19 protein-coding genes and 1 other RNA gene are annotated in these 18,188 nt (G+C 63.7%); 5 read left to right on the top strand and 15 right to left on the bottom strand.

Annotated features, from left to right (window positions below; translation table 11 throughout):
• Nucleotides 1-27 precede the first annotated feature (27 nt).
• Nucleotides 28-1,422: a M23 family metallopeptidase gene (locus K2O51_RS14865; protein ID WP_011296664.1), complete on the top strand. Its 1,395-nt coding sequence runs from the start codon at nucleotides 28-30 to the stop codon at nucleotides 1,420-1,422.
• A 23-nt stretch (nucleotides 1,423-1,445) separates the two neighbouring features.
• Entirely contained in the window at nucleotides 1,446-2,573 is a 1,128-nt protein-coding gene (locus tag K2O51_RS14860) for an anhydro-N-acetylmuramic acid kinase (protein ID WP_011296663.1), read from the top strand.
• A gap of 21 nt (nucleotides 2,574-2,594) precedes the next feature.
• On the opposite strand, the gene K2O51_RS14855 is transcribed toward K2O51_RS14860, so the two are convergent.
• A complete protein-coding gene (locus tag K2O51_RS14855; protein ID WP_140948948.1) occupies nucleotides 2,595-3,500 on the bottom strand; it encodes a LysR family transcriptional regulator in 906 nt (301 codons plus the stop codon).
• Nucleotides 3,501-3,590: 90 nt separating this feature from the next.
• On the opposite strand from K2O51_RS14855, the gene K2O51_RS14850 reads away from it, so the two are divergent.
• Nucleotides 3,591-4,391 carry a phytanoyl-CoA dioxygenase family protein gene (locus K2O51_RS14850; protein ID WP_140948949.1) on the top strand — a complete coding sequence of 267 codons (801 nt, stop codon included), beginning with the start codon at nucleotides 3,591-3,593 and terminating at the stop codon, nucleotides 4,389-4,391.
• 46 nt (nucleotides 4,392-4,437) lie between these two features.
• On the opposite strand, the gene erpA is transcribed toward K2O51_RS14850, so the two are convergent.
• From erpA to rplM, 4 genes are all read right to left on the bottom strand, one after another.
• Entirely contained in the window at nucleotides 4,438-4,806 is a 369-nt protein-coding gene (gene erpA / locus K2O51_RS14845) for an iron-sulfur cluster insertion protein ErpA (protein ID WP_010813904.1), read from the bottom strand.
• A gap of 103 nt (nucleotides 4,807-4,909) precedes the next feature.
• Nucleotides 4,910-5,371: a bactofilin family protein gene (locus K2O51_RS14840; RefSeq protein ID WP_011296660.1), complete on the bottom strand. Its 462-nt coding sequence runs from the start codon at nucleotides 5,369-5,371 to the stop codon at nucleotides 4,910-4,912.
• Between the two features lie 233 nt (nucleotides 5,372-5,604).
• Nucleotides 5,605-5,997, bottom strand: a complete 393-nt coding sequence (gene rpsI, locus K2O51_RS14835) for a 30S ribosomal protein S9 (RefSeq protein WP_011296659.1) — start codon at nucleotides 5,995-5,997, stop codon at nucleotides 5,605-5,607.
• Between the two features lie 12 nt (nucleotides 5,998-6,009).
• Nucleotides 6,010-6,438 carry a 50S ribosomal protein L13 gene (gene rplM, locus K2O51_RS14830; protein WP_011296658.1) on the bottom strand — a complete coding sequence of 143 codons (429 nt, stop codon included), beginning with the start codon at nucleotides 6,436-6,438 and terminating at the stop codon, nucleotides 6,010-6,012.
• Between the two features lie 738 nt (nucleotides 6,439-7,176).
• On the opposite strand from rplM, the gene K2O51_RS14825 reads away from it, so the two are divergent.
• Nucleotides 7,177-7,599 (top strand): OsmC family protein, encoded by a 423-nt coding sequence (locus tag K2O51_RS14825; protein WP_011296656.1) that lies wholly within the window; start codon nucleotides 7,177-7,179, stop codon nucleotides 7,597-7,599.
• A gap of 51 nt (nucleotides 7,600-7,650) precedes the next feature.
• Here the strand turns inward: K2O51_RS14825 and rnpB are convergent.
• The 5 genes from rnpB to K2O51_RS14800 form a co-directional block, all read right to left on the bottom strand.
• Nucleotides 7,651-7,993, bottom strand: an RNA gene (gene rnpB, locus K2O51_RS14820) — RNase P RNA component class A.
• Nucleotides 7,994-8,028: 35 nt separating this feature from the next.
• Nucleotides 8,029-8,871 (bottom strand): DUF3025 domain-containing protein, encoded by an 843-nt coding sequence (locus K2O51_RS14815; protein ID WP_245001910.1) that lies wholly within the window; start codon nucleotides 8,869-8,871, stop codon nucleotides 8,029-8,031.
• Nucleotides 8,872-8,882: 11 nt separating this feature from the next.
• Nucleotides 8,883-9,917 (bottom strand): dihydroorotase, encoded by a 1,035-nt coding sequence (pyrC, locus tag K2O51_RS14810; RefSeq protein WP_011296654.1) that lies wholly within the window; start codon nucleotides 9,915-9,917, stop codon nucleotides 8,883-8,885.
• A gap of 43 nt (nucleotides 9,918-9,960) precedes the next feature.
• A complete protein-coding gene (locus tag K2O51_RS14805; RefSeq protein ID WP_011296653.1) occupies nucleotides 9,961-11,274 on the bottom strand; it encodes a glycerate kinase type-2 family protein in 1,314 nt (437 codons plus the stop codon).
• The gene (locus K2O51_RS14800) at nucleotides 11,271-12,344 is read right to left on the bottom strand and encodes a tartrate dehydrogenase (protein ID WP_220631283.1); all 1,074 of its coding nucleotides are present in this window, start codon (nucleotides 12,342-12,344) and stop codon (nucleotides 11,271-11,273) included. The genes K2O51_RS14805 and K2O51_RS14800 overlap by 4 nt, the downstream gene beginning before the upstream one ends.
• A 132-nt stretch (nucleotides 12,345-12,476) precedes the next feature.
• Here K2O51_RS14800 and K2O51_RS14795 point away from each other — a divergent pair, with 132 nt between their 5' ends.
• A complete protein-coding gene (locus K2O51_RS14795; RefSeq protein ID WP_140948951.1) occupies nucleotides 12,477-13,307 on the top strand; it encodes a class II glutamine amidotransferase in 831 nt (276 codons plus the stop codon).
• A gap of 70 nt (nucleotides 13,308-13,377) precedes the next feature.
• Here K2O51_RS14795 and K2O51_RS14790 read toward each other — a convergent pair whose 3' ends face one another.
• The 5 genes from K2O51_RS14790 to K2O51_RS14770 form a co-directional block, all read right to left on the bottom strand.
• A complete protein-coding gene (locus K2O51_RS14790; protein WP_011296650.1) occupies nucleotides 13,378-14,112 on the bottom strand; it encodes an amino acid ABC transporter ATP-binding protein in 735 nt (244 codons plus the stop codon).
• The gene (gene gltK / locus K2O51_RS14785) at nucleotides 14,109-14,792 is read right to left on the bottom strand and encodes a glutamate/aspartate ABC transporter permease GltK (RefSeq protein ID WP_011296649.1); all 684 of its coding nucleotides are present in this window, start codon (nucleotides 14,790-14,792) and stop codon (nucleotides 14,109-14,111) included. Before gltK ends, K2O51_RS14790 begins: the two co-directional genes overlap by 4 nt.
• A 9-nt stretch (nucleotides 14,793-14,801) precedes the next feature.
• Nucleotides 14,802-15,530 (bottom strand): amino acid ABC transporter permease, encoded by a 729-nt coding sequence (locus K2O51_RS14780; protein WP_011296648.1) that lies wholly within the window; start codon nucleotides 15,528-15,530, stop codon nucleotides 14,802-14,804.
• A 63-nt stretch (nucleotides 15,531-15,593) separates the two neighbouring features.
• Complete coding sequence (locus tag K2O51_RS14775) at nucleotides 15,594-16,493, bottom strand: glutamate/aspartate ABC transporter substrate-binding protein (protein ID WP_220631282.1); 900 nt, start codon at nucleotides 16,491-16,493, stop codon at nucleotides 15,594-15,596.
• A gap of 249 nt (nucleotides 16,494-16,742) precedes the next feature.
• Nucleotides 16,743-18,050, bottom strand: a complete 1,308-nt coding sequence (locus K2O51_RS14770) for a Glu/Leu/Phe/Val family dehydrogenase (RefSeq protein WP_011296646.1) — start codon at nucleotides 18,048-18,050, stop codon at nucleotides 16,743-16,745.
• Nucleotides 18,051-18,188 lie beyond the last annotated feature (138 nt).

Here is an 18,188-nt window from a genome sequence, read left to right as displayed (position 1 = left end):
GCCCAGACCAAGGTTGAATTTTACGTGATGTGGTCCAGACTCCGCGAAGTTTTCGCGCGCGAGCTGGTGGTTCTCGTCGACCCGACCAACCCCCAGCACGCGCGACGGCGCAAACAACTCACCGCTTCGGTGGGTGCAATTTTCACGCTCGGCATGGCCGCCGCCATGGGCGTGGCGCCGCGCAGCGCCTTCAATGACCCGCTTGCGCCGCGCGTCAACGAGCCGCTGCGCATGCCCGATGTGCGCGAACAGCTCGAACAGATTTCCGATATCGATACCGATGCCGTCTACGTGCGCCAGGAGCGCATGCAGCGCGGCGACACCATCGGCTCGCTGCTGCGCCGCCTTGGCGTGGACGATCCCGATGCGCAGGCCTTCATCCTGAAGAACCCGACCGCGCGCGGCCTGTTCAACGTCAATCCCGGTCAGGCCGTGCAGGCGGAGATCGACGACAGCAATATGCTGGTCTCGCTGCAGGCCAACCTGGGCGGCAATGCCGCGACTTCGCGCGAACTCGTGATCGAGCGGGTCGAGCCGGCAAAGGCCGGTGGCACGACCACCTACAAGGCGCGCGTGCAGAACGTCGACAACGACCTGCGCTATGAAATGGCGTCCGGCTCGATTTCGTCCGGCGGCTTCTTCAAGGCCATGGATGCGGCCAATGTGCCCGACGACATCGTGCAGCAGATGCTGTCGATCTTCTCCGGCGTCATCGACTTCCAGCATGACATCGCCAGCGGCGACCGCTTCCGCATCATCTACGAAGCAGGCTTCCAGGATGGCGCGTTCATCCGCAACGGCCGCGTGGTGGCGATCGAACTGATCAACCGCAACCAACTCCACCAGGCGCTGTGGTTCGCACCGGAAGGCGAGAGCAACGGCGCCTACTACACGTTCGACGGCCGCAGCATGAAGCGCCCGTTCCTGCGTTCGCCGGTGGAATTCTCGCGCGTGTCGTCGGGCTTCGGCGGCCGCGAGCATCCGCTGCACCATGCGTGGGCCCAGCACAAGGGCGTGGACTTCGCCGCGCCCACGGGCACCAAGGTGCTGGCGACCGGTGAAGGCACGATCGACTTTGTCGGGCAGCAGAACGGCTACGGCAACATCATCATCCTGAAGCACGCGAACGGCTACTCGACCTACTACGCACACCTCTCCGGCTTTGCGGGCGTGCAGCAGGGCCAGCGTGTCACGCAGGGTCAGGTCATCGGCTATGTCGGCCAGACCGGCTGGGCCACCGGGCCGCACCTGCACTACGAGTTCCGCTTCAACGACGTGCCGCAGAACCCGTTGAGCATCGCGCTGATGGAAGCGCCGGTGCTGACCGGCAAGGCGCGCCAGGAATTCTTGGGCTATACCAGCGAAATGCTCGGCCGCATCAACGCGCTGCGCACCTATAACGTTCTTACCGCGGCCAACTGACAGCCGCTCCGCCCGGAGACTCCATGCGCGCGCAAGGCGACCGCTATATCGGCATCATGTCTGGCACCAGCATGGACGGCGCGGACGCCGTGCTGGTGGACTTCAGCGGTGAGCGCCCGGCCGTGCTGGCCGCCGCGCACGAACCCTTCCCCGACGCGCTGCGCGCGGACTTCGGCCAGCTGCAACAGCCGGGCGACAACGAGATCCATCGCGAAGCGCTGGCGGCCAATGCGCTGGCGCGCGTCTATGCCGGATGCGTGACCACGCTGCTCGGACAGGCCGGACTGCAAGCCGGCGATGTCGCGGCGATCGGCGCGCATGGGCAAACCATCCGCCATCGTCCGGGCCTGTACGACGAGATCGGCTACACGCGCCAGAGCCAGCATCCCGCGCTGCTGGCCGAGCTGGCAGGCATCGACGTGGTGGCCGATTTTCGCAGCCGCGACGTGGCAGCGGGCGGCCAGGGCGCGCCGCTGGTGCCGGCGCTGCACCAGGCGCTGTTTGGCGACGGCGCCGAGGCGCGCGTGGTCTGCAATATCGGCGGCATTTCCAACATCAGCGTGCTGCCCGGCGACAGCGGTGCCGTGATCGGCTTCGACTGCGGGCCGGGCAATGCGCTGCTCGACTACTGGATTGGCGAGCAGCTCGGCATGCCGTACGACGATGACGGGGCCTGGGCCGCGAGCGGACGCGTCGATGAAGCGCTGCTGGCCGCATGCCTTGCCGATCCGTACTTCAATGCGGCGCCCCCCAAGAGCACGGGCCGCGACCTGTTTCATCCCGCCTGGCTCGAAGCGCGCCTTGCGACGCGAAGCGGCCCTGCCCTGTCGCCCGCCGACGTGCAAGCGACGCTGGCCGCGCTGACGGCCGAAGCCATTGCGCGCGATGTCCGCGCTCATGCGGCCCCGGCAAAACGCCTGATCGTCTGCGGCGGTGGCGCGCGCAACGGCTACATCATGCGGCGCCTCGCGCAAGCACTGCCGGGTGTCGCCGTGCAGACTACGGAAGACTTCGGGGTGCCGGTTTCGCAGGTCGAAGCGATCGCCTTCGCCTGGCTCGCGCGGCAGTGCCTGCTCCGCCTGCCGGGCAATGTCGCCACGGTCACCGGCGCCGCCGGTCCGCGCGTGCTCGGCGCGATCTATCCGCGCTGATTGTCGCTGCGGCGATCGGGTTCAGACCGGCGCCGCGTGCCCGCTTTCCACCATCCATCCGATAAACGCCTGCGCGAGCGGCGACGCGCGCACGGCTTGCGCGCGCGCCAGCACGACCCGCTGGGCGGTCACGGGCTCGCGTAGCGGCAGGCACGCGATGGGTTGCCCGTCATAGCTGTGGTCGCCGGCCGGCCGCGTGCACGACAGCGCCACACCGTATCCATGCGCCACGAGACCGCGCTGCATCTCGAACGTCTGCGTGTACTGGTGCAGCGTCGGATGCAGACCGTGGGCCCAGAACAGCGATAGGAAATACTCACGCGTCTGCGCGATGTCCTCGAGGATCAGGCGCTCGCCAGCCAGTTCCGCAAGGCTGATATCACGCTGGCCCGCGCGCCGATGGTTCGCAGGCAACAACGCGTAGGGCGGCAGGCTCGCCAGAATCCATCGATCGATGCGCTGGTCAAAACCGAGGTCGTACGTCAGCGCAAGCTCGGCCTTGCCGGCCTGCAGCGTGCGATGGACTGCCGCCAGATCCGCCTCGAACAGCGTGATGGAAACCGCCGGATGCTGCTCCCGGAAGCCCGCCAGCAAGCGGGGGACGAAGTACGGACCCAGGTCCTGAAAGCAGGTCAGCGACAGCCGGCCGCTCAGCCCCTGCTGTCCGGCTTCATCGACGGTGATTCCCGCAGCCAGGGCCAGAATATCGCGTGCTCGTGCGAGCAGGCGCTGCCCGGCCGGCGTGAGTTCGAGGCCGCGGCTGACCTGCCGGCGAAACAGCGCCTCGCCCAGCGTGTCTTCGAGCTGCGCGATGGCCGTCGACACCGACGGCTGGGACACATGACGCGCCCGCGCCGCAGCGCTGATGCTGCCATGCTCGGCAGCCGCCACGAAGTACTCCAGTTGCCGGAATGAGAAAGGGATCATGATTTCCTATACTACAGCATAGGAAATATATGCTTTTCCTATTGATGAAGGTTGCCGATACTGGGCACGTCCCTGCCCCGGAGCCTGGCCATGGAAATCACCACAGAACAGATCAGCAGCTACCAGCGCGATGGCGTGCTGGTATTGCGCGGCGCCTTCACCGACTGGGTCGAGCGGCTGCGCGACGGCTTTGAACAGAACCTGGCGCAACCCGGACCGTTTGCCATCGAGAACGTGCGCGACGGCGAGCGCGGCCGCTTCTTCGAGGATTACTGCAACTGGCAACGCATCGAACCATTCGATGCCTTCATCCGGCAGTCACCGGCCGCGGCCATCGCCGGGCAGATCATGCAATCGCACGCTGTGCAGGTGTTCCACGAACACATCCTCGTCAAGGAACCCGGCACGGCGAAGCCGACGCCATGGCACCAGGACCTGCCCTATTACTGCATGGATGGCCTGCAGACCGCCAGCTACTGGATTCCGCTGGATCCCGTGACGCAGGCCAACACGCTGCGCGTGGTGGCGGGCTCACACCGCTGGCCGCGGCTCGTCCGCCCCAAACGCTGGGCCAGCAACGAGAACTTCTACGGCGGCGACGATGCCTTTATGGAAATGCCGGACGTCGAAGATGGCAGCCACACGATCCTCCAGCCCGAACTCGAGCCCGGCGACGCCGTGGTATTCGACTTTCGCACGGTTCACGGCGCTGCCGGCAATACCGGCACCGGCCGGCGGCGTGCATTTTCGGCGCGCTTTTTCGGCGACGACGTGCGGTTCATGGAACGGCCCGGCCGTACCTCGCCGCCGTTCCCCGGCATCAATCAGCAGACCGGCGAGCGGATGCGCGAGGACTGGTTTCCGGTAGTGTGGCGGGCGACGCCGGCATAAAAAAAAGCGCACCCGAAGGTGCGCTTTTCTTCCGGGACGTCTTGCCTCAGACCGAGAACGACGAGCCGCAACCACAGGTGGTGCTTGCGTTCGGGTTCTTGATCACGAACTGCGCGCCGTTGATGTCTTCCTTGTAGTCGATCTCGGCGCCGACCAGGTACTGGTAGCTCATCGAGTCGATCAGCAAGGTCACGCCGTTCTTGACCATCGTGGTGTCGTCTTCGTTGACTTCCTCGTCGAACGTGAAGCCATACTGGAAGCCAGAGCAGCCGCCGCCCTGCACGAACACGCGCAGCTTCAGCTCGGCATTGCCCTCTTCCTCGATCAGCTGCTTGACCTTGTCGGCTGCGCTGTCGGTAAAGACGAACGGTGCCGGCACGTCCTCGGTAACGGGGGCCTCTGCGACTGCGTTCATGGGGTTCTCCTGTTTAGGTACGACTGTATTTTAAGCGCTACTGGAAAATCGTGCCGAATCCCTTGGTTTTCAAGGGCTTCTGGCAAAGTATCGCGCGTGATATTTACGCCGCTTTACCGGCTTCCGCTTCTTCGCCCGGCAGCGGCACATTGTCGGCCGCTTCGCTCTGGCCTTGCGTGGACGACAGATTTGGCAGCGCCTTGATGTCTTCCTGCCCGAGCGGAATCAGTCGACCTTCGACGAGCGCGCCCTGATGCATCTCGAGCGCCGCATACCGCACCTCGCCAAGCACGCGCGCTTGCGGCTGTAGCTCAAGCAGTTCGCCGGCGTGGACAGGTCCTTTCACCGTGCCGTTCAGGATCAGGTGTCCAACCGCGAGCTCGCCTTCCACCATGCCCTTTTCGCTGATCACGAGCATGCTGGGCTTGTCGCCGGCAGCACGGATATTGCCGCGCACCTTGCCGTCCAGTCGCAGGCCACCCGAGAACACGAGATCGCCGTCGATGGCGGTGCCCTCGCCGATCAGCGTGTCGATCGTCAGTCCCTTCTTCTTGGAAAACAACATCCTTCCTCCGTATCTCATCGCGTGGCCGCCGTTGCACCGGCGCGGCAGCCAAGTGTCCGTCTGACGACTCGCCGCGATTGTATCCGCAGCCAGGCAAGGAACCCCGCGCAATCAATGAGGCAATTTGTGACTTTTTTCGCAGGCAGATGACAAAGGCAAAAAAAAACCGCACGGTAATCCGTGCGGTTTTTCTGAGGTCGCGCAATCCGGCGGGCCGGACTGGCGAACACACATCAGCGCTTCGAGAACTGCTTGCGGCGACGTGCCTTGTGGAAACCAACCTTCTTACGCTCGACTTCACGTGCGTCACGCGTAACGTAGCCAGCCTTCGACAGGGCCGACTTCAGCGTTGCATCGTAGTCGATCAGGGCGCGGGTGATGCCGTGACGGACCGCACCGGCCTGGCCGGTTTCGCCACCGCCGGTAACGTTGACCTTGATGTCAAACGTTTCAGCGTGCTCGGTCAGTTCCAGCGGCTGGCGCACGATCATCAGGGAAGTTTCGCGAGCGAAGTATTCCTTGATGGGCTTGCCGTTGACGACGATGTCGCCCTTGCCCGACTTGATGAAGACACGTGCCACGGCGCTCTTGCGGCGGCCAGTACCGTAATTCCAGTTACCGATCATGGATTGGCCTCCTTAGATTTCCAGCGCCTTGGGCTGCTGCGCTTCATGCGGATGCTCGGCTTCGGCGTAAACCTTCAGCTTCTTGATCATCGCGTAGCCCAGCGGACCCTTCGGCAGCATGCCCTTGACAGCCTTTTCCAGGGCACGGCCCGGGAAACGCTGCTGCATCTTGCCAAACGTCGTTTCGTAGATACCGCCCGGGTAACCCGAATGGCGATAGTACTTCTTGTCCGTTTCCTTGGTACCCGTGACACGCAGCTTGGCTGCATTGACGATGATGATGTAATCACCCGTGTCGACGTGCGGAGTGAATTCCGGCTTGTGCTTGCCGCGCAGACGGCGTGCCACTTCGCTGGCGACACGGCCGAGGACTTTGTCCGTCGCGTCAATCACGTACCAGTCGCGCTTTACCTCTGCAGGCTTGGCGGAAAAGGTCTTCATGATTTTTCCTGACTATTAGAGAACTGCCCGATACTGACTCGCGAAGGCTTGTACTCGCCCCTGCAAGTCTCGTCGGCCGATCCTGTGGACCTGGCCTTCCTGCTTGTCTTCGCAGGCTCTCCCTGCTTCTCTTTCCGCGGGCATGGCGGAAAAGCCGTAGATTATACTGTCGTACGCGAGCTGGACACAAGCAAAGTCAAGGGATTTCGTCAAGTTCGCCACGACTCGGACGCTGATGCGGAGATAACGTGGCGCCCGATGCACTCGCCAGACAGGGGCGAAAAAAAACCCAGGCGGTTTGGCCTGGGTTTGAATCCACCAAAGGAGGAGGGTGGAGGAGACACTGGGAGACCGACGGTGTTCTTGCGGGCGGTGCGGAGAGCTTGACCGGGGGCTTCGCTTTCGCACTCTGGCGCGCTGTCTGCGCCGTCGTTCAATGATTGGAATTATACATGGGGTAATCCCTGATGCAAGCGAAATTTGCACTGCGAAATGCGATTCCACATCATGGGAAGACTCGCACCCCACGAGATAGCCATCATTTTCCTTTAAAATCAATGAGTTGATCTGCAAAAAATGATGTCACGCCACTGACACATTAGAAGAAACCCTCAGTTTCTTCAGGGTTATCGGCATCCGCGCCCGAGGCTTTACGATGTCGTATCCCAGAAAAAGCAAGATGCGAGATCCCGCGCTTGCGCCCGAATACACACAACTCAGACGACAGGAAAGAACAAAATGGAATGCAAAGTGACATGGATGGGCGCCGACGGCATGAGCTTCGTGGCCCAGACCGGCAGCGGCCATATCGTCGCCATGGACGGCGCCCCGGAAGGTGGCGGCCATAACCTGGCACCGCGCCCGATGGAGATGGTGCTGCTGGGCACCGGCGGCTGCACCGCCTATGACGTGGTCCTGATCCTCAAGCGCGGGCGCCAGGAAGTGACCGGCTGCGACGTCAGGCTCGAAGCCGAACGCGCCGGCGAAGATCCGAAGGTCTTCACGCGCATCAACTTCCACTTCGTGGTGACCGGCAAGAACCTGAACCCGGCCACGGTCGAGCGCGCCATCAAGCTGTCGCACGAGAAATACTGCTCGGCGTCCATCATGCTGGCCAAGACCGCGGAAATCACGCACACGCTGGAAATCGTCGAAGGCTGACGAAATGTGAATGCCCGGGCAGATTGACTGGCCGGGCATCTGGGAAGACAAGCGCAAAGCAGGCCGATAAGCCGGATTCTGTGCACGTCACCGCACCTTGCGGCACGGCGGCGCGTGACAACCATTCCTCTAGGCCGGCTGTTACCAGTCGGCTCCAGCTCCCTACCCGCAGGCTCAGCGGGCCGCCTCGATGCCTGCCTATTTGGGATTGCTCCAGGTGGAGGTTACCGCGTTTCACCCTTCCCGCCAGGCGAACCTGGCGGCAAGACTCGTCTCTGTGGCCCTATTCCGCACGTTACCGTGGATGGCTGTTAGCCAACACCCTGCCCTGTGGAGTCCGGACTTTCCTCCCCTTGCACCTTGCGATGCAAGCAGCGATTGTCTGGCCTGCTTTGCGGCCCGAAGTCTAACACCAATGCAGGCTGTCGGTCAGGATGAAGGGCTTTGGCGCCGACCCGGCCGGAATACCGTCGCATCCCTATAGAATGCCGCGTCGGCATTGGCATCGCACCACCCCGGAATGCCCATGACGGGTAACGGCGCGAAGCTGCGGCCGCCACGCAGCGCCCCCGCATCGGCGGCGTGGTGCAGTGACTCTGCCAGAGAGGCATCGATGACGGACGGGCTTGCTGATCGAGCCGGGAGCGCCAGTGGCCACGCGTGGGCCGTGACGGACTTATACGGACTCACCAGCTTTTCGAGCAGCGCGTGGCCAAATGGCAGCACCACGCATTGATGGTCCCAGTCTTGCCTGCGCCGGACAAACAATTCTTCCCAGCCAAACCCGCGCAGCGCCGTCGCCAGGCTGGCGTCGATGCTCAGGAACAGCACGGCGTTCTCGTCGAATAGCGTCGCCGCGTCGCGCATGCCGCCGCGTCCAGCCTGCACACCGGCGTGCGCGATGACCTCGGCCTGGATCGCATTCAGCCTGGCCTTTGTCTGCGGAAAATGCAGCCAGATCAATGCGTTGAAGAAATCATGGAGGTTGTCGCGCGTTGGCACCGTCCCCGTGGCGTGGATGTGCGCCTCATAGGCGACGCCGACAGGCAGTTCGTCTTGTGCGACGAACGCCATCGGGAGGCCTCGCACATTGCGCAACCCTATGCCGCTTGCCAACTCGTTGAGGCAGGCATGCAGCGAGCCTCCGTCCGCCACAGCCGACCCGAGTCTGGCACCGATGGCCGCAAACGGCCGGAACCACGGACGCGTCCAGTCGATCGCCGAAAGCAAAGCGGCGAACCCCTGGTTCGCCGCCGATTGGGCTACGCTCAACGCCGTCCGTGTCAGCGCGCCTTCCAGCGCAGCGTCTCGCCGGCGCGCAGCGGCACCAGGGTGGCATCGCCATACGGCAGTTCCGCCGGCAGTTGCCAGTCTTCGCGCTCCAGCGTCAGCGTGCCGGTATTGCGCGGCAGCCCGTAGAACGCCGGGCCGTTGAAGCTTGCGAACGCTTCCAGCTTATCGAGCGCACCAGCGGCGTCGAAGGCCTCTGCATAGAGTTCCATGGCGTGCAGCGCGGTGTAGCAGCCGGCGCAGCCGCAGGCATGCTCCTTCAGGCCACGCGCGTGCGGCGCGCTGTCGGTGCCGAGGAAGAAACGGTCGCTACCCGAGGTCGCGGCCGCGACCAGCGCCTCGCGATGCGTCTCGCGCTTGAGCACCGGCAGGCAGTAGTAATGCGGGCGGATGCCGCCGGTGAAGATCGCATTGCGGTTGTACAGCAGGTGATGCGCCGTGATGGTGGCACCCACCGGGCCGCTCGCATCGCGCACGTACTGGGCCGCATCCCTGGTCGTGATGTGCTCGAACACCACCTTCAGTTCCGGGAAGTCGCGGCGCAGCGGCGTCATGACACGGTCGATGAAGACGGCTTCGCGATCGAAGATATCGATGTCGCCATCAGTGACTTCGCCGTGCACGAGCAGCGGCAGGCCCACACGCTGCATCGCCTCCAGCGCGCCCGCGCAGCGGCGGATGTCGGTCACGCCGGCATCGCTGTTGGTCGTAGCGCCCGCCGGATACAGCTTGACGCCATGCACGAAGCCGCTCGCCTTGGCCGCGACGATTTCCTCGGCCGGGGTGTTGTCGGTCAGGTACAGCGTCATCAGCGGCTCGAAGCTCATGCCGGCCGGCAGCGCAGCCAGGATTCGGGCGCGGTAGGCCTGCGCCTGCTCGACCGTGGTCACGGGCGGCTTCAAGTTAGGCATGATGATCGCGCGGCCGAACTGGCGCGCGGTGTCGGGCAACACGGCCGCGAGCGCCGCGCCGTCGCGCAGGTGCAGGTGCCAGTCGTCCGGGCGGGTGATGGTGAGCTTCTGGGTCATGGTTGCTGGGCCTGCCGCCGCATGCCGGCAGGCGTACTGAAAGTTAGAGAATCAGGATGGCGCGGTAATCGTTCACATTGGTGCGCGTCGGGCCGGTCACGACCAGGTCGCCTACCGCATCGAACAGACCCCAGGCATCGTGCGCATCGAGCTGGCGCCGGGCCGGCACGCCTGCCGCATCCGCTCGCGCCAGGGTCGTCGGATCGGCCAGTGCACCCGCATTGTCCTCGGAACCGTCTATACCGTCGGTGTCGGCGGCAATGGCGTACACACCTTCCATGCCAGCCAGTTCGATCGCCAGCGACAGCAGGAATTCCGAACAACGCCCTCCCCGGGCCTTGCTGCTGCCACCGCCGGCCGGCAATGTGACCGTGCATTCACCGCCAGAAATCAGTGCAACCGGCGCGGCAAACGGCGCATTGTACGCGCGAATCTCACGCACCAGCGCGGCATAGACGCGCGCAACTTCCTGCGCTTCGCCCGTTACCGTATCGCCGAGGATCACCGGGGTGATGCCGCGTTCGTGGAACAGCGCCGCAGCCGCCTGCAGGCTACCGTGTGCGGTAGCGATCATGCGGTTGTCGACGCGCGCGAACAGGGGATCGCCCGGCTTGGGCGTCTCGGCCACCTCACCGCGCGCGCCGCGCTCAAGGTGCGACTGGACGCTGGCCGGCACCGTCGCGCCGTAACGGCGCAGGATATCCAGCGCGTCCGCGAACGTGCTGGGATCCGCTACCGTTGGCCCCGAAGCGATCGCACTGGGATCGTCGCCGGCCACGTCCGAGACAATCAACGTCGTCACCGGCGCCTGGCTGGCCTGCGCCAGACGCCCGCCCTGGATGCGCGAGATGTGCTTGCGCACGATATTCATCTCGGTGATCGGCGCCCCGCAGCGCAGCAGTTCCTTCGTGGTGGCCTTCAGGTCCGCCATCGGAATACCTTCGGCAGGCAGCGACAGCAGGCTCGATCCGCCGCCGGACACCAGCACCAGCAGGCGGTCCGCGGGCGTCAGCGATGACACGCTGGTCAGAATGTCCGCTGCGGCCTGCTCGCCCGCCTCATCAGGAACGGGATGGCCGGCCTCGATCACGCGCACGTGCTGTGTGGGCAGGCCATGCGCGTAGCGCGTGACGACCAGCCCTTCGACCTGCGCCTTGCCGGCATAGGCTTGCTCCGCCGCCAGCGCCATCGACGCCGCGGCCTTGCCCGCGCCCACGACCAGCGTACGCCCTCCCGGCTGTGGCGGCGGCAAGTACTCGGCCACGATCTTCAGCGGATCCGCCGCCGCCACCGCCGCCTGGAACGTCTCGAGCAGCAGCGCGCGCGGATCGCCCGTGAAACTCCCCGGCGCGCTCACAGCGCCTCCGCGATTGCGCGGCCCAGGTCCTCGGTGCCCGCCTTGCCGCCGATATCGCGCGTCAGCGGCGCATGGTCGGGGCCCGCGGACAACACCTTCTCGATGGCGCCCAGCACGGCGGCACCCGCCGCGTCGTGCCCGAGGTGCTCCAGCATCATGGCGCCGCACCAGATCTGGCCGATCGGGTTGGCCACACCGCGACCCGCGATGTCGGGCGCCGAGCCATGCACCGGCTCGAACAGGCTCGGATACGTGCGGTCCGGGTTGATATTGCCCGACGGCGCGATGCCGATGGTGCCGGTACACGCCGGCCCCAGGTCGGACAGGATGTCGCCAAACAGGTTGCTCGCCACCACCACGTCGAACCAGTCGGGATGCTGGACGAAATGCGCGGTCAGGATGTCGATGTGGTACTTGTCGACCTTGATGCCGGGATAGTTCGCGGCCATCGCCTCCACGCGCTCGTCCCAGTACGGCATGGTGATCGAGATGCCGTTGGACTTGGTTGCCGACGTCAGGTGCTGTTTCGGACGCTTCTTCGCCAACTCGAAGGCGAATTTCAGGATGCGGTCAACGCCGACCCGGCTCATCACCGTTTCCTGCATCACGATCTCGCGCTCGGTGTTCGGGAACATGCGGCCGCCGATGCTCGAGTACTCGCCCTCGGTGTTCTCGCGCACGACATAGAAGTCGATGTCGCCGGGCTTGCGGTCGGCCAGCGGGCTCTTGATGCCGGGCATCAGCCGAACCGGACGCAGGTTTACGTACTGGTCGAACGAGCGGCGGAACTGCAGCAGCGAGCCCCACAGCGACACGTGATCGGGCACGGCATCGGGCCAGCCCACCGCGCCAAAATAGATCGCGTCGTACTTCACGAGCGTGTCGAACCAGTCGTCCGGCAACATCTTGCCGTGGCGCGCGTAGTAGTCGCAGCTGGAAAAATCGAAGTGGTCCCACTGGAAGTCGATGCCGAACTTGCGCGCGGCGGCATCCATGACACGAATGCCCTCGGGCATCACTTCCGTGCCGATTCCGTCTCCGGGAATCACGGCAATCCTGTATTGGCTCATAGCTGTCGGGAAGGGTGGTGCGGGATGGCCTGAGGCGCCCGAACGCGTGCGCTTGGCAGCGGCCCGGGGGCGCGGGATAATGTCTGCATTCTATTGCAAAGCGGCAGCCCCCTGCCGATCCGGTGCCCCGCCATGTGCCAGCTGCTAGGCATGAATTGCGCCACGCCAACCGACGTGACGTTTTCCTTCACCGGCTTCGCCGCCCGCGGCGGGCTGACCGACCACCACGCCGACGGCTTTGGCGTGGCTTTCTTCGAAGACAAGGCCTGCCGGTTGTTCATCGACAACCAGTCGGCGGGCACGTCGCCCGTGGCAGACCTGATCAAGCGCTATCCGATCAAGTCGAAGAACGTCATTTCGCATATCCGCAAGGCCACGCAAGGCACGGTCCTGCTCGAGAACTGTCACCCGTTCATGCGCGAACTGTGGGGACGGCACTGGATCTTCGCCCACAACGGCGACCTGCTGAACTTCACGCCATTCCTGTCCGGCGTCTACCAGCCCGTGGGCGACACCGACAGCGAACTCGCGTTCTGCACGCTGATGCAGGGGCTGCGCAAGCGCTTCCCCGGTTCGCAGCCGCCGCTGAACGAGCTGTGCCATGCGCTAGCGGACATCACGCGCGACATCACCACGCACGGTGTGTTCAACTTCCTGCTGTGCAACGGGCAGGCCCTGTTCGCGCACTGCTCGACGCGGCTGTACTACATCGTGCGGCAATGGCCGTTCTCGACCGCGCACCTGATCGACGCCGACCTGTCGATCGACTTCGCCCAGGTCACCACGCCGGATGACCGGGTCGCGGTGATCGCCACGCAGCCGCTTACCGACAACGAGACCTGGACGCCCTTCGAGCCGGGCGAGTTGATCATGTTCATCGACGGACGGCCGGAGATGACGCTGTCAGTGCCAATTCCGCCGGAAGTGCAGGCGAAGAACGCAGCCAACACGGCCTGTACCTGAATCCAGGCGGGGCCGGAAAGAAAAAGGGACGCCTCGGCGTCCCTTATTTCTCGCAGCGGGGCGCAAGACCTCAGTGCTGCAGAATCTTCGACAGGAACTGCTTCGCCCGCTCCGAGCGCTGTTCGATATTGCCGAAGAACTCTTCCTTCGCGCAGTCCTCGACGATCTTGCCGGCGTCCATGAAGATCACGCGGTTGGCCACCTTGCGCGCGAAGCCCATTTCGTGGGTCACGCACATCATGGTCATGCCTTCCTGCGCGAGCTGCACCATCACGTCCAGCACTTCGTTGACCATTTCGGGGTCCAGCGCCGAAGTCGGTTCATCGAACAGCATGCAGATCGGGTCCATCGACAGCGCGCGCGCGATCGCCACGCGCTGCTGCTGGCCGCCCGACAGCTGGCCCGGGTATTTGGCCGCCTGGCTCTTCAGGCCCACGCGCTCCAGGTACTTCAGGCCCTTGGCCATGGCTTCATCCTTCGAACGGCCGAGCACCTTCATCTGCGCGATGGTCAGGTTCTCGGTGATCGACAGGTGCGGGAACAGCTCGAAGTTCTGGAACACCATGCCCACGCGCGAACGCAGCTTGGGCAGGTTGGTCTTCGGGTCACCAACGGAGGTGCCATCCACCAGGATGTCGCCCTTCTGGAATGGCTCCAGCGCGTTGACGGTCTTGATCAGCGTCGACTTGCCCGAGCCCGACGGGCCGCAGACCACCACGACTTCGCCCTTGGCAACCCTGGTGGTGCAGTCGGTCAGCACCTGGAAGGAGCCATACCACTTGGAAACATTATTGATTTCAATCATAGGGCCACCTTTTTCTGGTAACGCTTGACCATCAGCGAAACGGAGTAGCAGATAACAAAATACACGAGGCCGGCGAACAGCAGCATTTCGACAATGCGGCCGTCACGCTCGCCCACGCCATAGGCCTGGCCGAAGAAGTCCGCCAGCGCGCTCACGTAGACCAGCGACGTATCCTGGAACAGGATGATGCCCTGCGTCAGCAGCAGCGGCACCATGTTGCGGAACGCCTGCGGCAGGATGACCAGCTTCATGGTCTGACCGTAGGTCATGCCCAGCGCCTGTGCCGCGAACATCTGCCCGCGCGACACGCTCTGGATACCGGCCCGGATGATCTCGGAATAGTAAGCCGCCTCGAACAGCGAAAAGGCGATCAGGGCCGAGGTCATGCGCAGATCCGATGCCGGCGACAGGTTGAAGATGTTCTGCAGCACCTGCGGGATGATCAGGAAGAACCACAGCAGCACCATCACCAGCGGGATGGAGCGGAAGATGGTCACGTACCCCTGCGCGAACCAGTTCAGCGGCTTGACGGACGACAGCCGCATCATCGCCAGGATGGTGCCCCAGACAATGCCGACGATGATGGCCGTGACCGTGATCTTGAGCGAGACCAGCATGCCCTCGCCCAACACCTCCAGCGTGGCCGGCGTGATGGAACTGAAGTCGAATTCGTATGCCATGGCGCCCCCTTACTTGCTGCCGATAAAGCCGGGTACGCGGCTGCGGGCTTCGACCCAGCGCATGACCAGCATGACGACGATATTGATGAGCGCGTACATCACCGTCACGGCGATGAACGACTCATACGGGCGCGCGGTGTAATCCACAAGCTGGCGCCCTTGGGCGGCCAGTTCCAGCAGGCCGATCGTCGACGCCACCGCGGAATTCTTGAAGATGTTCAGGAATTCCGAGGTCAGCGGCGGCACGATGACGCGAAACGCCATCGGCAGCAGCACGAAGCGATAGGTCTGCGGCAGCGTGAAACCCATGGCCAGGCCGGCGTTCTTCTGGCCGCGCGGCAGCGAATTGATGCCCGACCGCACCTGTTCGCAGACGCGCGCCGCAGTGAAGGTGCCCAGGCACAGCATGGCCGCCAGGAACTGCTGGGTGAACGGGTTCATCTGCTTGATCGTCTCGCCGCCCGGCAACAGCTCGGGGCCGACGAAATACCAGATGAACAGCTGCACCAGCAGCGGGATGTTGCGGAAAAGCTCGACATAGGCCGCGGCGAAACCCGACAGCCACTTGTTCGGCACCGTGCGCAGCACGCCAAGCACCGAGCCGATGGCAAGCGCGATGACCCAGGACGAAAGCCCGAGCGCGATCGTGACCTTCAGGCCGGAAATCATCCAGTCGAGGTAGGTCTCGTTCTGGGCGGCCTGCTCGAGGAATACTCCCCAATGCCAGTTGTAGTTCATGTTGCGTCCTCAAAAAGAAACGGAAGGACTCGCCTTCCGTTTCGCACGCCTGATTTCAGCAGGTCAGTCGAGCGCCTTGTCGTTCGGATTCTTGATGAGCGCCTTCATGTCTTCCGAAAGCGGGAAATCAAGATTCAGACCCTTCGGCGGCACCGGCTGCATGAACCACTTGGTGTACAGCGTATTGATCGAGCCGTCCTTCATCATGCCGGCGATCACGGTGTCGGAAACCTTCTTGAACTGCGGATCATCCTTGCGGATCATGCAGCCATAGGCCTCGCGCGATTGCGGCTTGCCCACGACGATCCAGTCGGCCGGGTTCTTGGCCTTGGCGCGCTCGCCGTACAGCAGCGCGTCGTCCATCATGAAGGCCACGGCACGGCCCGATTCCAGCGTCAGGAACGACTGGCCATGGTCCTTGGTGCTGATGATGTTCATGCCCAGCTTCTGGTCATCGTTCATCTTGCGCAGCAGGCGCTCGGAAGTCGTGCCGGCGGTGGTCACGACGTTCTTGCCCTTCAGGTCGGCCCAGTCCTTGATGCCGCCGTCCTTCTTCACCATGATGCGGGTGCCGATGATGAAGATGCTGTCGGTGAACGAAACCTGCTTCTGGCGTTCCAGGTTATTGGTGGTCGAGCCGCACTCGATGTCGATGGTGCCGTTCTGCAGCAGCGTGATCCGGTTCTGCGAGGTGATCGGGATTTCCTTCACCTGCAGGTTCGGCATCTTGAGCTGGTCCTTGATGGCTTCCACGATCTTCATGTTGATGTCGTAGGAATAGCCGACCTGACGGACGCCGCCAAGGTTGTAGTTGAACGGGATCGACGAATCGCGCACGCCAAGCGTAATCACACCGGTGTCTTTGATCTTCTTCAGCGTGCCCGTCAGTTGCTCGGCTGCCTGTGCGGAACCGCAAACCAGGCCAGCGGCCATCATCAGGGAAGCTAACTTGGCAAATTTCATAACATCTCCTTGACCATGAAGAGAAACGCGGGATTCTACTTTTGAATGCCCCACAGATGAAACAGTATTGCGCACGCTCCCCATCTAGACAACTGGGTTTTACTCCTAGAGTCCTTATTCAGGGCATACCTGCGCAGCAACGCCGATATGACAACGCGGCCCGAGGAAGCTTTCCCCGGGCCGCGTCTGATGGTCAGGCTGACGTTGCTGCGCCGCAACAGAGAGGTTGAGCGCGCAACGACCTCTGCATCAGGGGTACAGGCCTCGCATTTCGCGCGCCTGCAGGATGCGCGTACAGGCCACGATAAACGCGGCCGTGCGCAGCGTTACCTTGTTGTCCTGCGCGACCTGCCAGATAGCGCGGAACGCCTCTTGCATGATCCGTACCAGGCGTTCGTTGATTTCCTCTTCGGTCCAGAAGAAGCTGGAAAAATCCTGCACCCACTCGAAATACGACACGGTCACGCCGCCGGCGTTGGCGATCACGTCCGGCGCCACGAGGATATTGCGCTCGCGCAGGATGTCATCGGCCTCGGGCGTGGTCGGGCCGTTTGCACCTTCGATGACCAGGCGTGCCTTGATCTGGGGCGCATTCTTCGCGGTGATCTGGCCTTCCAGCGCGGCCGGGATCAGGATGTCGCAGTCCACCTGCCAGAACTGCTCCGACGAAATGGTTTCCGCCTGGAAGCCGTCGACGGTGCCGCTGTGCGAGGCGTATTCCATCATTGCCGGCACGTCCAGGCCGGCCGGGTTGTACAGCGAGACGCGATGGTCCTGCACGGCCACCACCTTGGCGCCCGCCTCCTGGAACAGTTTCGCGGCCACGGCGCCGACGTTGCCGAAGCCCTGCACGGCCACGCGGGCACCCTTGATCTCCAGGCCGATATTGCGCGCGGCCTCGGAACCCACCACGAACACGCCGCGGCCGGTCGCCTCATGGCGGCCCAGCGAGCCGCCCAGCGAGATCGGCTTGCCGGTCACGACACCGGTCGCGGTGCTGCCGGAGTTCATCGAATACGTGTCCATCATCCACGCCATCACCTGGGCATTGGTGTTGACGTCCGGCGCCGGGATGTCCTTGCTCGGCCCGATGATGATGTTGATTTCGCTGGTGTAGCGGCGCGTGAGGCGTTCCAGCTCGGCGTGCGACAGGGTGCGCGGGTCCACGCGGATGCCACCCTTGGCACCGCCGTAGGGCACGTTCACCGCGGCGTTCTTCACCGACATCCATGCCGACAGCGCCATGACTTCCGACAGCGTCACGTCCTGGTGGAAGCGCACGCCGCCCTTCCCCGGGCCGCGCGACAGGTTGTGCTGCACGCGGTAGCCCTCGTAGTGGGCGATGGTGCCGTTATCGAGCTCGATGGGTACGTCGACGATCATCGCGCGCTTGGGGCGCTTGAGGGTTTCAACCCAGCGTGCCAGCGAGCCCAGGTAAGGCGTGACACGGTCGACTTGTTGCAGGTAGATGCCCCAGGGGCCGAGGTTGTCGGCGTTGAGGTAGGACGGCAGTGCGTGCTTTTGGCCAGCAGTATGGGTCGGTGCTGCGGAGGACATCAGTGGGTTCCGGGGTGGAGAATGCCCGCAAGCTTAGGGGTGGGGCACATCTGGAATCCAATGCCGTTTGCTCATCCGGTCATGCAAGATGCGCATAACGTTCGAGGATGACTGGTCAATGAAGGAAGGTCTCTTGCG

The organism is Cupriavidus pinatubonensis (genome assembly GCF_019602855.1).
GTDB classification, from domain to species: domain Bacteria; phylum Pseudomonadota; class Gammaproteobacteria; order Burkholderiales; family Burkholderiaceae; genus Cupriavidus; species Cupriavidus pinatubonensis.
This window is presented reverse-complemented; position numbering and strand designations above follow the sequence as displayed.